Raw genomic sequence first — 14304 nt, forward strand, 5'->3', positions numbered from 1 at the left:
GCGGTTGGATCGTCTTTAAACCAGGCTGGTATGATTCAAAGATAACACACGAAATGTGGCATGGGAATAGCGCGTTCCTGTCTCTTGAGTGCATGATTTCGGTGTGCGTGTTGCCTGAAAAGTCCCGGCCGTTCATGGCGTCTCGGCGTTGAGATGCTCCGGCCGGCTGGGTATCATACCCGTGCGGACAATAATCGCGTGGATGCTGAGGAATGGCCGCCGGAATGCGGCCGGGCGAACTGCAGAGCGCCAGGCATGTTGCGCGAGCTTGTGGGTGCCCCTCATGAAAAATAGGGCTTGTCATCGCGAGACGGGCGAAAGGTTTCATGATACGCCGCGTGCAGCGGCACGCCGGCCCATGCGTCCGATCCGGACCGCCGCGCAGGGCGCAGAGCACCGTACCGGCCGGGAGCCGGAACCATGCGGCAGCGCAGAACATCAACGACAAAGGGTTGCCTTCATGTCCGCCTTTACACTTCCCAACAACCACAAACCCTTTACCGACGCCTACTTCCTTCATTCGCGCAATATTCTGGAACGGGACGGCCTGAACCCCATGGTCACCTACGAAGTCTTCATCCGCAACGGGCCGGGCGAGGTCCGCGGCGTGGACGAGGCCGTGGCCATGATCGACACATACGCCCCGGAGCTGGCGGCCAGGGGAGGCTCCGTACACGCACTGCCCGAGGGCTCCCGTTACGAGGGCGGCGAACCGCTGATGCACATCCGCGGCCCGGTGCAGGACCTCATCGAGCTGGAGACCATGTACCTGGGCGTGCTCGCGGCCGAGACCACGCGCGCCAACGCAGGGCACGGCGTGGACCTGGAGCAGGTCGCCGAGCGCGCCAGAAAGATTCGTGAGCTCTGCCCGGACAAGGAGCTCATCTATTTCGGCTCGCGTCACTGGCGCTACGATGACGACGCCGCCATCAGCAAGGCCGTGCTGGAGCAGGGCTGGGACGGAGCCTCCACGGAGGTTGGCGCACGGGCCGGCGGGTTCAGCCACGGGCTGGGCACCATCCCCCACGCTCTGGTGCTGATCTACGCGCACGCCTTTGGCCGGGAGACGGCCACGCTCAAGGCCACCGACGCCTTCAACCGCAATATTGACAAGTCCGTGCCGCGCATCGCCCTGGTGGACAGCTTCAACAGGGAGATCGACGACACCCTGGCCACGGCGCGGGCGCTGGGCGAAGACCTCTACGCCGTGCGGCTGGACACGCCGGGCGAGCACCCGGCCCAGGGCGCCGACCCGGAGGACAGGGACGCGGACATCTATAACGGGTTCTGGGGCGGCAGCGGCGTTACCGTGAGCGGAACCAAGGCCATGCGCGAGGCGCTGGACGCCGCAGGCTTCGAGCACGTGAACATCGTGCTTTCCAGCGGCTTTGGCGAGCTGGACAAGGTGCAGGCGTTTCTGGAAGGGGAGCGCCGCCACGGCCGGCTGTTCGAGGCCATGGGCATCGGCGGGCTGTTCCCGGCCTGGCACGCCACGTCCGATATCGTGCAGGTGGAAGGCCGCGACCTAGCCAAGGAAGGCCGGGGCTACCGGGCCAACCCGCGTATGGTCCGCATGCTATGATATGACCAGGAGCAGAAGGTCGTTGTATGTTCGCTTTTGGGTTATACGAAAAGCCACGCCCCGGGCGGGCCACGCGGCGAATGCCGCCGGAGCGCGAAGTTAAAAACGTTGTGCTCCACGTAAGATAATCCAGCACCCGGACGCCACGGGCCGGCGGCGGTGCCTGCGGTCGCAGAAACCGGTGAGCGCCGCAGGCCCCTAAGCGCCGGACAAAGGAGGAACGCGACATGGACATCACGCGATCAGCGCTCGTGATCATCGACATGGTCAACGATTTTGTCCGGCCAAAGGGCGCTCTGCACGTGCCCGGCGCAGAGGGTTGCGCGCCGGCAATCGCCTCGTTGCGCAAGGCGTTCCACGCCGGCGGCGGGCTGGTCCTTTTTCTCTGCGATGCACACGACCCGCAGGACCCGGAGTTCGAGAGCTGGCCGGCCCACTCGGTTCGCGGCACAGAGGGCGCGCAGGTGATAACCGAGCTCGCCCCGGAGCCAGGGGACATCGTTATCCCCAAGTGCTGCATCGACACCTTTAAGCAACCGGAGTTCCCGGAGCTTCTGGCCTGCCGGAAGATCGAGACCCTCATCGTCACCGGCGTGGCCACGGAGTACTGCGTGCTGGCCACGGCCCTGGGCGGCCGCAGGCACGGGTATGACGTGACCGTGGTGGAGGACGCCGTACGGGGCGTGGACCTGAAGGAGGGCGACGTGGACAAGGCGATACGCTCCATGCGCGAGGCCGGATGCCGATTCGCCCCCTCGGGCAAGGTGCTGGCGGAAATAGAGGGCTGAGTCCGCGGCCGAAACGGTCGGCTGCTTGCGGGGAGACGGCGCGCGAGCTCCCGGCGTGCCGGAGCCGTGGGGCCCAGTATCAGCGGGACTCGATCAGCCGGTGCAGGATGTCGTTAAGGCTGTCGTAGTCGATGGGCTTGGTCAGGTACTCATTCATGCCCGCGGCCAGGATTTTTTCCTTTTCCTCGTCCATGGCGTAGGCCGTGAGCGCGATGATAGGCACTTCGGACGGGCCGTCGTCGCCGGAGCGGATGAGGCGCGTGGCTTCCATGCCGTCCATTCCCGGCATCTGCACGTCCATGAGCACGGCGTCGTACTTCTCGGAGCTGAGGATGTCCACGGCCTCGCGGCCGTTCTGGGCCACGGTGACGCTGTGGCCGTACTGCTCCAGGAACATCTTCACCGCTTTCTGGTTGATGGCGTTGTCCTCTGCCAGGAGTATCTTGTATTGCCGCGGCTGCGACGCTTTCATCTGCTTTTGCATTTCGTCTGTTTTCGGGGGGTGGGCGTCGTTGAAGGGTAAGGTGAGGGTCACGCGGGTCCATTCGCCCTGTTTGCTCTGGATCGAGACATGGCCGCCCATGAGCTCCACGAGCTTTTTGACAATGGTGAGGCCGAGGCCGGTGCCGGCCATCTGCTTGGCGTAGCTGGAGTCCGACTGGGTAAATGGATGGAAGATGGACTCCAGCTTGTCCGAGGGGATGCCCATGCCCGTGTCGGCGATGTTGAAGAGCACCATGCGCTGGCCCTTCTCATTGGTCTGCATGGTGCGCACGTTCAGGCTGACGGAGCCTTCCTCCGTATACTTCACGGCGTTGCCCACGATGTTGAAGAGCACCTGGCGCACGCGGAGCTGGTCGCCGCTGAGCCACTGGGGCAGATTGCTGTCTACGGAGTACTCCAGGCGCAGACCCTTCTGCTCGGCCAGGGGCATGAAGATGCCGACCAGCTTGGCCACGAGCTCCTGCATGTCGAAGGGCTGGGTGACAATTTCCAGCCGGTTGGCCTCGATGCGCGAAAGGTCGAGTATGTCGTTGATGAGCTCCTGCAGGCTGTCGGAGCTGGTCTGGGCCATCTCCACATATTCGAGCTGCTTTTCGGTGAGCCCGGACTTTTCCAACAGCTTGAGCATGCCCTGTATGCCGGTCATGGGCGTGCGAATCTCGTGGCTCATATTGGCCAGGAACTCGCTCTTGGCCTGGCTTGCGGACTCGGCCTTGGCCTTGGCCAGGCGCAGCTCGGTCTCCAGGTTGCGGCGGTCGGTCACGTCTATGAAGGCGAGGAGAAAGAGCTTGCCGTTGCCCGGGGTATGGGGCAGCACCCGGACATCGCAGCGCACGATGCGGTTCTCGTAACCATCGCCCTGGCGCAGCTCGAACTCGCCGCTCTCCATGGTTTCGCTCGCCTCCGCCTGGTTCATCAGCGAGAAAATCCGGTTCTGGTCGTGCGGCGGCACCAGATGCTGGATCAGGGAATCGACCAGGATGGAGCGCGTCTTGCCTGTCATGGCGGCAAAGGCGATGTTGCAGTCGTCTACGCGGCCATGCTCGTCAATGGTGGCGTAGCCGAACGGGGCGAGGTCGTAGAGGAGGGTGTACTTGTCACGGGCTGTTTCCAGATCGTCGCGCATTTCGGTAAGGTGCTCGTTCTGGGCCTGCATCTCGCATTGATAGACGCCGAACTCATACAGAAGCTCGTCTACGTCGTCTTTGCCCAGAGCGCTCACGTCGGGGGCGCGGCCTTTGGCGGCGTAATCTCTGGCAATCCGTTTCAGTTTATCCCTGTTCAAGTCCTTGTGCGGCATCTGGTTTCGGTTCCCTTTGGTCTGCTTTTCACCTTCCATCAAGCGCCTCGTATAGTTGGGCACCTTAAAATACGTCGAGTACGGGGCTCAGCAAAAGGTCAGTTTTCGGGTGGAGGTTCGGGACACTCACTATCCAAAGAAGTAATGGCCGAGATGGAAAGCAGGATGCGGGGGCCTCGCCTTCCTGTGTGGAAAAGGGAACGTACTTCGCATTGATGTGCAGACGCATTGTGCGCGAGGGCTTGAGCTCGACCTTGATAGGGTACTCCCACAGAACATGTTTCTCCGTGACGAGGCTCTCCAGGGCCTTTTGGAGCTCCGGCTGGTCCAGGCGGCCGTGGACCGCATCAAAGATGCTCTTGCCGATGGAGTTCTTCTCGCTCACTTCGAAGGTTTCGAGAAACGCCCTGTTCGCGGTCTGGATGACCATCTTCTCGTCGAGCACGAGCAGCGGTTCGGAAGCGATATCGATGATGGACTCCGCAAGGTTCTGGGCGGTCTGCGCCACCTGCTCGCTCTTTTTGAGCCTGGTGATGTCGTTGAAGGTGACGACCACGCCGTCGATGCGGTTGTCCGAGGTCTTGTATGGCCGGATGCGCATCTGGAACCACGATCCGGCCTCATTCTGCACCTCTTTGGTCAGAGAGTCGAGGTTCTGCAGCACACTGGACGAATCCACGGCCAGGGCTGTGTACTCCAGCTTCATGGCGATGTCCGTGACAGGACGGCCCAGGTCGGATTCGCGCAGGCTCATCATCTCGCTGATGGCCGGCGTGTATCGCTTGATGGTCAGGTCGTTGTCCAGAAAGAGGGTGGCTATATCGGTGCTCACCAGGATGTTGTCCAGATCGTTGCTGATGCGTTGCAACTCGTCGTTTTTCGCTTGCAGCTCGTCGTTCAGCGTGGACTGCTCTTCGTTGATGGACTGCACCTCCTCCTTGGCCGTCTCAAGCTCCTCCACGGTGCTTTTGAGCTCTTCGTTGGTGGATTGCAACTCCTCGTTGGACGACTTGAGCTCCTCGTTGGCGGCTTCGTGCTCCTCGGTCATCACCCGCATGCTTTCCCGGCACTCCTGCAGCTCGGACTCCAGCGCGGTTATGCGATTTCTGGCCTGTCCGGAAATGTTCTGTATGTTTTCGATATCCAGTTCGCCCTCCCGAGGTGGGGGTGATTCCTCGAACGAGATCAGGAAGGCTTGGACATCGAACTGGTCGGACTTGACGGGCTGGATGGCGATGTCGAAAAGCGTTTCATCCCCGTTGGTTCGTACGCGCACATTGCGCCGCGTCTGCTTCTGGTTGGTGTGCGCGCATTCGCCGAGCAGGGTTGAAAGGTGCATGCGAAGCCCTTCCCGGGCCATGCGCAGCACGTTCGAATCGGGCCTGCCCTGTACGGGCTCCAGAAGCTTGCCCGTGCGGCCGTGGATGTAGTGAATATCGCCGTTTCTGTTCACGATAAGAGATGGAGGCGTGGCCAGGTTGAGCAGGATGCGCTCCATGGAGCGGATGCCGCTCTCGCCCACGGAATCCTCCTGGCGCCTCCTGGCGTATCCGCCCGCGGGAGCGCCGGTCAGCGAGAAAAGGCGCTGGGAGGTGTGGCTGTCCGTGTACCGTTCGTGGTCTTCGATGCCGCGTTTGGCCATGTACAGCCGGCAGGAGGCGTCCACGGGATGCAGGCATTCGGCAAGCGAGCCGATGCTTTCCGACGTGCCGAGCATGAGCAGGCCGTTTTTTTTCATGGCGTAGCAGAAATGAGACATCACCTTCTGCTGCGCCTCTGGCTTGAAGTACATGAGCAGGTTGCGGCAGATGATGGTGTCCAGCCGGTAGAAAGGCGGGTCCTGCCGCACGTTCTGCTCGGCGAAGATGATCATGTCGCGGATCTTCTGCTTGATTCTGTACTCGTTGCTCTGGTGGCTGAAGAACCGCCGCAGCCGCTGCTCGCTCACGTCGGCTTCAATGTTCTCCGGGAAAACGCCCTTGCGGGCTCTGGCGATGGCTTCCGTGTCCACATCCGTGGCGTAGATGCTCACATCGCAGTGCACACCGGTTTCGTCCATGGCCTCGGCCAGGATTATGGCCAGGGAGTATGCCTCCTCGCCCGTGGCGCAGCCTGGCACCCAGGCGCGGAACTCGGCCGAGTTTTTCCGGGGCAGGTACTGCTTGACGAGGGTTTGCTTCAATGTCTCGAAGCATGCGGGGTCGCGGAAAAAGTTCGTCACGCTGATGAGCATGTCCTTAAACAGCTCGTTGGCCTCGTTTGGATCGGACTTCACCAGGGTGATATAGTCCTTGAGCCGCTCGATCTTGTGGAAGTCCATGCGTCGCTGGATGCGGCGGTTGATCGTGTTTTCCTTGTATGGCTGGAAATCGTGCCCCACGCGATTCTTGACCAGTGAGAACAGCGTGTTGCGCTGGCTCTGGGAGAACGCGATCGTGTCGGTTTCGGATGCATCTCTCTGGCTGACCGTGTTCACATAGTCACGAATGTGGTTTGGAATGGCGCTTGGGGCGGCCATGAGGTCGGCAAGGCCGGTGTCGACGACGGACTGCGGCATGGTTTTGTACTCGGCGGTGTCGGGGTCCTGCGCGATGATGACGCCGCCGTGCTCCTTGACGGCGCGGGAGCCGAGCGTGCCGTCCGTGTTGGAGCCCGAGAGTATGATGGCTATGCAATGCCCCCCGGCGTTTTCGGCGAGACTGCGGAAGAGGTGGTCGATGGGCATGGTCCGCGCCTCTTGTATGCTCAGGCTGATTAAAATGCCGTTGAACGACAGGAGCTTGTCCGGAGGAGCGATATAGATAACGCCGGGCATGATGCGGGCGCCGTCGTCGGCAAGCTCGACAGAGCAGTCCGTGCGCTTGGCAAGCAGCGAAGGGAGCAGGCTTTCGCCTGTCTCCATGGACTGGTGCTGTACGATGAAGTATGCGCACGGGTCGTCGGGGCTGAGCTGCTCGACGATCTGGAAGAGGGGTTCGAGCCCGCCAGCGGACGCGCCAATGCCCACGTACAACACGCCCGCGGGAAAAGTACTCCTTCCGGCTTTCTTGCCCTTCTTTGTTTCGCCCGTGCGTTTCTTTTCGGTCATGCCTTTGTCCTTGGCTGTATTGTGATTTCGTCTGCCTGGCCTTTCATTAGCAAGCGGCTACAGGCAAGGAAAGGAGAGAAGTAGGGGAGGGGATATTGTTGCCAAGGGCACGCCGAACGGGGATAAACTGAGTAGAAAATGGTCATTTCACGGTGTGCACGACAGTGTGTCCCTTTTTTCATGCGCCGAGTCTGTTAAAAAGGAGATTGATCCGAAAACCCGGCACAGGGGCGCCGCACCGGGAGTCATGGCGGCGCCGCCCCATGTATGGGTATCTTCCGCAACCACCTATTCCACAGCGAGGCGATTGCTATGGCGACACGTATCGGCATCAATGGATTTGGCCGCATCGGACGCGGTCTGGCAAGGATTCTGGAAAGCAACGACAATCTCGAGCTGGTGGCCTACAACGCCCGGTCGCCCGTGGACGAGTACGCCCGGCTTCTGAAGTACGACTCCGTGCACGGCCGCTTCGACGCCATGGTGGAGTACGACGAGGACAACCTCATCGTGAACGGCCGGAAGATACGCGCCTACCACTGGCCCAAGCCCGCCGAGTGCAAGTGGGGCGACGCCGGGGTGGACATCGTGGTGGAGGCAACCGGAAAGTTCAAGGATCGTGATTCCTGCGAGCAACATTTGGCCGCCGGCGCGAAAAAGGTGATGATCAGTGCGCCGACCAAGGGTGAGGACCTGACCATTGTCTACAACGTGAACCACGAGGACTACGACCCGGCCAGGCACAACATCGTGTCCGCCGCCTCCTGCACCACCAACGCCCTGGCCCCCATGGCCCAGGTGGTGCACCAGGAGTTCGGCATCCAGTACGGCCTGATGACCACCATCCACTCCTACACCACCAGCCAAGCCATCCTGGACGGTCCGGCCGGCAAGGACCCCAGGCGCGGCCGCGCCGCGGCGCTCTCGCAGATTCCCACCTCCACGGGCGCGGCCCAGGCCGTGACCCTGGTGCTGCCCGAGCTGAAAGGCCGCCTGGATGGGCTGGCCGTGCGCGTGCCCACGCCGGACGCCTCCCTGATAGACGCCGTGTTCCATCTGGAGAAGGAGACCGACGCCGAGACTCTGAACGCCGCCTTCAAGAAGCGGGTCAACGAGACTCTGGGCTACACGGACGACTACCTCGTCTCCACGGACTTTATCGGCGACAGCCACGGCACCGTGGTGGACGGCCTGAGCACCAAGGTCATCCAGGGCCGGCTGGCCAAGGTTCTTTCCTGGTACGACAACGAGCATGGCTTCACCTCGCAACTCATACGCTGCATCGAACATCTGGCAAAACATCTGTGAGGCAGGGGAATGGCGGAGATTACACACGTTTTATGGTTTGAAGAACTTGGAAATTCCGACGTGCCGCGCGTGGGCGGCAAGAACGCCTCCCTGGGCGAGATGATCCGTTCTCTGTCCGCCCAGGGCATCAGCGTGCCGGACGGCTTCGCCACCACGGCGGACGCCTACCGCGAGTTTCTGGAGGTCAACGGCCTGGATGAGAAGATCCGCATCCGGCTGGACGACTACCACGCCGGCAAGAAAAGCCTGCACAAGACCGGAGTCTCCATCCGTCGGCTGTTCGGCCAGGCGTCGTTGTCCGCAGGGCTGGAATCTGCTGTGCGCGAGGCGTACCGCACGCTCTCGGAGCGCACGGGCCGCGAGGACACCGACGTTGCCGTGCGCTCCAGCGCCACGGCCGAGGACCTGCCCGACGCCAGCTTTGCCGGCCAGCAGGAGAGCTTCCTCAACGTGAGCGGCGAGGAGGAGCTGCTGGACTCCGTGAAGCGCTGCTACGCCTCGCTCTTTACCGACCGCGCCATCAGCTACCGCGAGGAGAAGGGCTTCGACCACATGAGCGTGGCCCTGTCCGTGGGCGTGCAGGAGATGGTCCGCTCCGACCTGGGCTGCTCCGGCGTGATGTTCTCCATCGACACCGAGACCGGCTTTCCCAGAGCCGTGCTCATCAACGGCGCCTGGGGCCTGGGCGAGAACGTGGTCCAGGGCGCGGTGAACCCGGACGAGTTCCGCGTGTTCAAGCCCTTGCTGGACGACACGTCCCTGGTGCCCATCGTGGAGAAGACCCTGGGCGCCAAGGAAAAGAAGATGGTCTACGCCCGCGGGGGCTCCAAGACCACCAAGAACATCAACACGCCCAAGGAGGACCGCCGGCGCTTCGTGCTGGAGGACAAGGAGGTGCTCACCCTCTCGCGCTGGGCCGTGGCCATTGAGGAGCACTATGGCATGCCCATGGACATGGAGTGGGCCAAGGACGGCGAGACCGGCGAGCTCAAAATCGTGCAGGCCCGACCGGAAACCGTGCAATCGCGGCGGGACATGGGCAGTATCAGGTCCTACAGCCTGGACCAGCGGGGCGAGGTGCTGGCCGAAGGGCTCAGTGTGGGCGACGCCGTGGCCACCGGCATGGCGCTGCTGCTCAAGTCGCCGGACGACATCGAGCAGTTCGAGGACGGGGCCGTGCTCGTCACGGAGATGACCGACCCGGACTGGGCTCCGATCATGAAGCGGGCCGCAGCCATCGTGACGGAGCACGGCGGCCGCACCAGCCACGCCGCCATTGTCAGCCGGGAGCTGGGCATACCGGCCGTGGTGGGCGCAGAAGGGGCCATGGATAAGATTCCCCAGGGCCGGCAGATCACCGTGTCCTGCGCCGAGGGGGAGCGCGGCTACGTCTACGACAAGAAGCTCGACTTCCGCGTGGAGGAACTGGACCTCTCCAACATTCCGGACACCAAGACCCGCATCATGATGAACATCGCCAGCCCGGCCGCGGCCTACCACTGGTGGCGGCTGCCGGCCAAGGGCATTGGCCTGGCGCGCATGGAGTTCGTCATCAACGACGTGATCAAGGCCCATCCCATGGCGCTCATCAACATAGACGCCGTGGAGGACGAGGCGGACAAAAGGCGGCTGCGCGAGCTGACCCGGTTCTACGACGACCCGGCCGAGTACTTCGTGGATCAGCTCGCCCTGGGCCTGGGCAAGATCGCCTCCTCCCAGTACCCGGAGCCGGTCATCGTGCGCATGAGCGACTTCAAGACCAACGAGTACGCCCAGCTCGTGGGCGGCAGGCAGTTCGAGCCCGAGGAGGCCAACCCCATGATCGGCTTCCGCGGAGCCTCGCGCTACTACTCGCCCAAGTACGCCGCCGGCTTCGCCCTGGAGTGCCTGGCCATCCGCCGCGTGCGCGAGCGCATGGGTCTGACCAACGTGGCCGTGATGATCCCCTTCTGTCGCACCCTGGAGGAGGCCGACCGCGTGCTCACCGAGCTGGCCAAGAACGGCCTGGTGCGCGGCAAGGACGGCCTGGAGGTTCTGGTCATGGCCGAGATCCCCTCCAACGTCATTCTGGCCGAGGAGTTCGCCGAGCGCTTCGACGGCTTCTCCATCGGCTCCAACGACCTCACCCAGCTTGTGCTGGGCGTGGACCGCGACTCCGGCGAGTTGGCTCCCATCTTTGACGAGCGCAACGAGGCCGTGAAGAAGATGATCGCCCAGCTCATCCAGGTCGCCCGGCGCAAGGGCGTGAAAGTGGGCATCTGCGGCCAGGCCCCCAGCGACCACCCGGAGTTCGCCGCTTTCCTGGTGGAGCAGGGCATCGACTCCATCTCCCTCAACCCGGACTCCGTCCTCCTGACCCAGCGCCGCATCGCCAAGACCGAAGAGGAGATGGCGAGCGGCTAACAGTCATCGCAAGAATGCTCTTGCGCCCTGTGGCCGCGTCAGACTCGCGCCGGGATATGCTCCCTTCGCGCGGAGTTCGTCTTTTGTGCCGCAAAGCCCAACGCCTTTTGTGAGAGGGCTTCCAACCAACACTCCTCCATTTCCCGGAGATACTGCAAATGAGTCAATCGAACCGATCCAAGGTCGCCGTTATCGGCGCCGGCAACGTCGGCGCCGCCCTGTCCTTTGCCCTGACCATGAAGGGCGAGGTCCGCGAGCTGGCTGTCATCGACCAGGACATCAAGAAGGCGGAAGGTGAGGTCATGGACCTGGGCCACGCCATGGCCCTGGCCTACCCTATGCAAATCGAAGCCGGCGACAGCTACGAGCTCTGCGCCGGAGCGCGTATCGTCGTTGTCACGGCAGGCGCGGCCCAGAAACCGGGCGAGACGCGCCTCGACCTCAACAAGCGCAACGCCGTGATCGTCAAGGATATCGTGCACAAGATTCTGGAGCACAATCCGAACCCGATCCTCATTATGGTCACCAACCCGGTGGACGTCATGACCTACGTGGCGCTCAAGGAGTCCGGCCTGCCGCCCGCTCAGGTCATCAGCTCTGGCACGGTGCTGGACAGCGCGCGCTTCCGCTATCTCCTGGCCAACCACTTCCGGCTCGATCCCCGCAACCTGCACTGCCACGTCATCGGCGAGCACGGCGACAGCGAGCTGGCCGTGTGGAGCCGCGTGAACATCGCCGGCGTGTCGCTCCAGGACTTCTGCTCCACCTGCGATCGCGAATGCCGCCGGGTGGACCGCGACCATATCGAACGCCAGGTGCGCGAATCCGCCTACGAGATTATCGACCGCAAAGGCTCCACCGCCTACGGCATCGGCCTCGCCCTCGTCCGCATCATCCGCTCCATCCTGCGTCACGAGGAAAGCGTGCTCACCGTCTCCAGCCTGGTGCAGGGCTCCTACGGCATCAGGGACGTGTGCCTGTCCCTGCCGTCCATCGTGGGTTCCTCGGGCGTCGAAGGCGTGCTCGATGCGTCCCTCGACCCGGACGAGGAAGCCGCGCTCCACCGCTCGGCCGCCGTGCTGCGCGAGCAGATCGAAATGCTGGGATATTAAATCTACTACGCTTGGGTCCGAGGGGCGCTGCCCCTGATGTACCCCGTCCTGGGGCGCACCCTGTCGGGTGTCTCGCTATGCTCCACGCCCGATTTTTCTCTCCTGAAAAATCGTCGGGCTCCCGCCGGGGAACACGGGTCCCCGGCAGGGGGGCATGGGAGACAGAGTCCACCATGTCCGGCCGTGGGCAGCGCCCCTTAATTACGTCAATTGATATCCACAACGACCTTGCCCACGGCCTTGTGGTGTTCCACGAGCTCGTGGGCCTGGGCGGCCTGGTCCAGGGTGAAGTGGTGCGGGTCGATGAGTGGTTTGAGCGCGCCGGATTCCACCAGGGCGGCGGCTTTGTCCAGGATGGCGCGGTAGCGTTCCCGGCCCTGGCCTGTGAGCATGGGCAGTAGCATGAGCACCACGGACAGGGTGAGGCCCTTGGCGTGCAGGATGGAGAGGTCGTGGCTGGAGCGCGTGTTGGTGGAGGTGATGACCCCTTCGATGCGCACGGCGTCCATGGAGTCGTCCAGAGTGGTGCCGCCGATGGTGTCGATGACGGCGTCGAAGCCGCGGCCGCCGGTGAGGCGCTGCACATACTCCTGCACAGACTCGTCGCGGTAGAAGATCAGATCGTCGGCGCCCAGGTCCTTGGCGATGTCGGCCTTTTCCTGGGTGGAGACGGTGGTCGCCACACGCACGCCGGCCGCCTTGGCCATCTGGACGGCCACGTGGCCCACGCCGCCGGCGCCGCCGTGGACCAGGACGTGCTGGCCCGGTTGGATTTGGGCGCGTTCGTGGAGCAGCATCCAGGACGTGATGGCGACCAGGGGCAGGGCGCCTGCCTGGCGCAGGGAGAGGACGGCGGGTTTTTTGCCCAGCAGCCGGACGTCGGCGGCCACGTACTCGGCCAGGGTTCCTGGCAGATCGGCGAGCCCACCCACGCAGCCCCAGACCTCGTCACCCACGGCCAGGTCTGTCACGCCATCCCCCACAGCCTCCACCGTGCCGGCAAGGTCCATGCCCAGCACAGCGGGCAGCGTCGGTGCAAAGGGCGGGTGTGTGAGGCGGATCTTGGAGTCCACGGGGTTGACCCCGGAAGCGGCAATCTTCACCAGTACCTGGCCGGGGCGGGCCTGGGGTGTGTCCAGCTCTCCCATGGTGAAGTTCGAGACATCGCCGAATTCGCGCAAAAGCATGGCTCGCATGGCATTTCTCCTGTGTGGGGTCGGGCGGCTCCCGTTGCAAGGGCGTCCGGTGTGTTGAGTTATTGCGGGCTATGTGAAGGAGGCGCAGGCGTCATCAGAGCTGCGCCTCCAGCTTCTCCCGCGCCTTCGCTAGGCTGCGGCGGTGGCGCGCGAGGTCCTTCCAGGGGTCGTCCTTCTGGCCCAGGCGGCGGAAAATGGTGTGGATGGTCACGGAGCGCGGGGTGAGCGAGGCGTCCTCCACCTCGCTCCAGTCCAGCGGCGCGGCCACCGGCGCGCCGGGCAGCGGCCGCAGCGAGTACGGCGCCACGGCGTGTTGGGCGTAGGCGTTGCGCATCATGTCCAGGTAGAGCCGGCCCTTGCGCTTCTCCTTGCGTTGCTCCGTGGTGTAGTCGTCCGGCTTGCGTGCTGCCAGCAACTCGGCCGCATCCCGGGCGAACGCCCGGACATCGTCGAAGTCCTCCTCCGGTGTTATGGGAGCGAGCACGTGCAGCCCCTTGGAGCCGGTCAGCTTCACGAACGAGGCCAGCCCGAGCTCATCCAGCAGTCCGCGGATATCGAGGGCCGCGGCGCGCACCATGGTGAAGGCGTGCTCGTCCTTGCCGGGCGGGTCGAGGTCGAAGACGATCCAGTCCGGCGTGCGGATGTCTTTCGCATGGGAGAGCCAGGTATGAAACTCCAGGGTGCCGAGGCTGGCCAGGTAGGCGAGGTCGGCCGCGCGGTTGGCCACGGCGTGGTGGATGGTGGAGCCGTCGTGTCGCTTGGCGTCCACGCGCTCAATCCAGTCCGGAAAGTAATCCTGCGCCTCCTGCATGTAGAAGCCGGAGGATTCGATGCCATCCGGAAAGCGCCGCAGGGTGACGGGCCGGCCACCGGCGTGGGGCAGCATGACCCCGGCGATGTCCTTGTAGTAGATGATGACGTCGGCCTTGGTCACGGCGGGCTGGCCGTCGTGCGCCGGGTAGAGGACCTTGTCGTCCTTGTCGAAAGACACGGAGTAGGGACCGAACTGGAGCTTGGTCATGG

At 63.5% G+C, this 14304-nt stretch carries 9 protein-coding genes; 5 read left to right on the plus strand and 4 right to left on the minus strand.

From position 1 onward, the window contains the following. Positions 1-460 precede the first annotated feature (460 nt). The gene (locus E8L03_RS18455) at positions 461-1582 is read left to right on the plus strand and encodes a beta/alpha barrel domain-containing protein (protein WP_171268138.1); all 1122 of its coding nucleotides are present in this window, start codon (positions 461-463) and stop codon (positions 1580-1582) included. 227 nt (positions 1583-1809) lie between these two features. Continuing rightward, entirely contained in the window at positions 1810-2370 is a 561-nt protein-coding gene (locus E8L03_RS18460) for a cysteine hydrolase family protein (RefSeq protein WP_171268139.1), read from the plus strand. 79 nt (positions 2371-2449) lie between these two features. Here E8L03_RS18460 and E8L03_RS18465 read toward each other — a convergent pair whose 3' ends face one another. Next, the gene (locus tag E8L03_RS18465; RefSeq protein WP_171268140.1) at positions 2450-4213 is read right to left on the minus strand and encodes a PAS domain-containing hybrid sensor histidine kinase/response regulator; all 1764 of its coding nucleotides are present in this window, start codon (positions 4211-4213) and stop codon (positions 2450-2452) included. Positions 4214-4238: 25 nt separating this feature from the next. Next, on the minus strand, positions 4239-7262 hold the full coding sequence (locus tag E8L03_RS18470; protein ID WP_171268141.1) for a CheR family methyltransferase: 3024 nt from the start codon (positions 7260-7262) through the stop codon (positions 4239-4241). A gap of 312 nt (positions 7263-7574) precedes the next feature. Here E8L03_RS18470 and gap point away from each other — a divergent pair, with 312 nt between their 5' ends. The 3 genes from gap (at position 7575) to E8L03_RS18485 (ending at position 12085) form a co-directional block, all read left to right on the plus strand. Further along, positions 7575-8570 carry a type I glyceraldehyde-3-phosphate dehydrogenase gene (gap, locus tag E8L03_RS18475; protein WP_144306615.1) on the plus strand — a complete coding sequence of 332 codons (996 nt, stop codon included), beginning with the start codon at positions 7575-7577 and terminating at the stop codon, positions 8568-8570. A gap of 60 nt (positions 8571-8630) precedes the next feature. Continuing rightward, positions 8631-10973 (plus strand): phosphoenolpyruvate synthase, encoded by a 2343-nt coding sequence (ppsA, locus tag E8L03_RS18480; protein WP_244963575.1) that lies wholly within the window; start codon positions 8631-8633, stop codon positions 10971-10973. Between the two features lie 158 nt (positions 10974-11131). Then, a complete protein-coding gene (locus E8L03_RS18485) occupies positions 11132-12085 on the plus strand; it encodes an L-lactate dehydrogenase (protein WP_171268143.1) in 954 nt (317 codons plus the stop codon). A 206-nt stretch (positions 12086-12291) separates the two neighbouring features. Here the strand turns inward: E8L03_RS18485 and E8L03_RS18490 are convergent, their stop codons facing one another. Further along, entirely contained in the window at positions 12292-13281 is a 990-nt protein-coding gene (locus tag E8L03_RS18490) for a zinc-dependent alcohol dehydrogenase family protein (protein WP_144306612.1), read from the minus strand. Between the two features lie 94 nt (positions 13282-13375). Continuing rightward, a complete protein-coding gene (gene ligD / locus E8L03_RS18495; protein ID WP_144306611.1) occupies positions 13376-14302 on the minus strand; it encodes a non-homologous end-joining DNA ligase in 927 nt (308 codons plus the stop codon). Between the last annotated feature and the right edge of the window lie 2 nt (positions 14303-14304).

The sequence above is a fragment of the Oceanidesulfovibrio marinus genome, from assembly GCF_013085545.1.
GTDB classification, from domain to species: domain Bacteria; phylum Desulfobacterota; class Desulfovibrionia; order Desulfovibrionales; family Desulfovibrionaceae; genus Oceanidesulfovibrio; species Oceanidesulfovibrio marinus.

Excerpts from the sequence above, each read along its gene's own strand:
- E8L03_RS18470 (WP_171268141.1), bottom strand. The coding sequence starts at position 7,262 with ATGACCGAAAAGAAACGCACGGGCGAAACAAAGAAGGGCAAGAAAGCC.
- E8L03_RS18490 (WP_144306612.1), bottom strand. The coding sequence starts at position 13,281 with ATGCGAGCCATGCTTTTGCGCGAATTCGGCGATGTCTCGAACTTCACC.
- E8L03_RS18485 (WP_171268143.1), top strand. The coding sequence starts at position 11,132 with ATGAGTCAATCGAACCGATCCAAGGTCGCCGTTATCGGCGCCGGCAAC.
- E8L03_RS18465 (WP_171268140.1), bottom strand. The coding sequence starts at position 4,213 with ATGGAAGGTGAAAAGCAGACCAAAGGGAACCGAAACCAGATGCCGCAC.
- E8L03_RS18455 (WP_171268138.1), top strand. The coding sequence starts at position 461 with ATGTCCGCCTTTACACTTCCCAACAACCACAAACCCTTTACCGACGCC.
- gap (WP_144306615.1), top strand. The coding sequence starts at position 7,575 with ATGGCGACACGTATCGGCATCAATGGATTTGGCCGCATCGGACGCGGT.
- E8L03_RS18460 (WP_171268139.1), top strand. The coding sequence starts at position 1,810 with ATGGACATCACGCGATCAGCGCTCGTGATCATCGACATGGTCAACGAT.
- ligD (WP_144306611.1), bottom strand. The coding sequence starts at position 14,302 with ATGACCAAGCTCCAGTTCGGTCCCTACTCCGTGTCTTTCGACAAGGAC.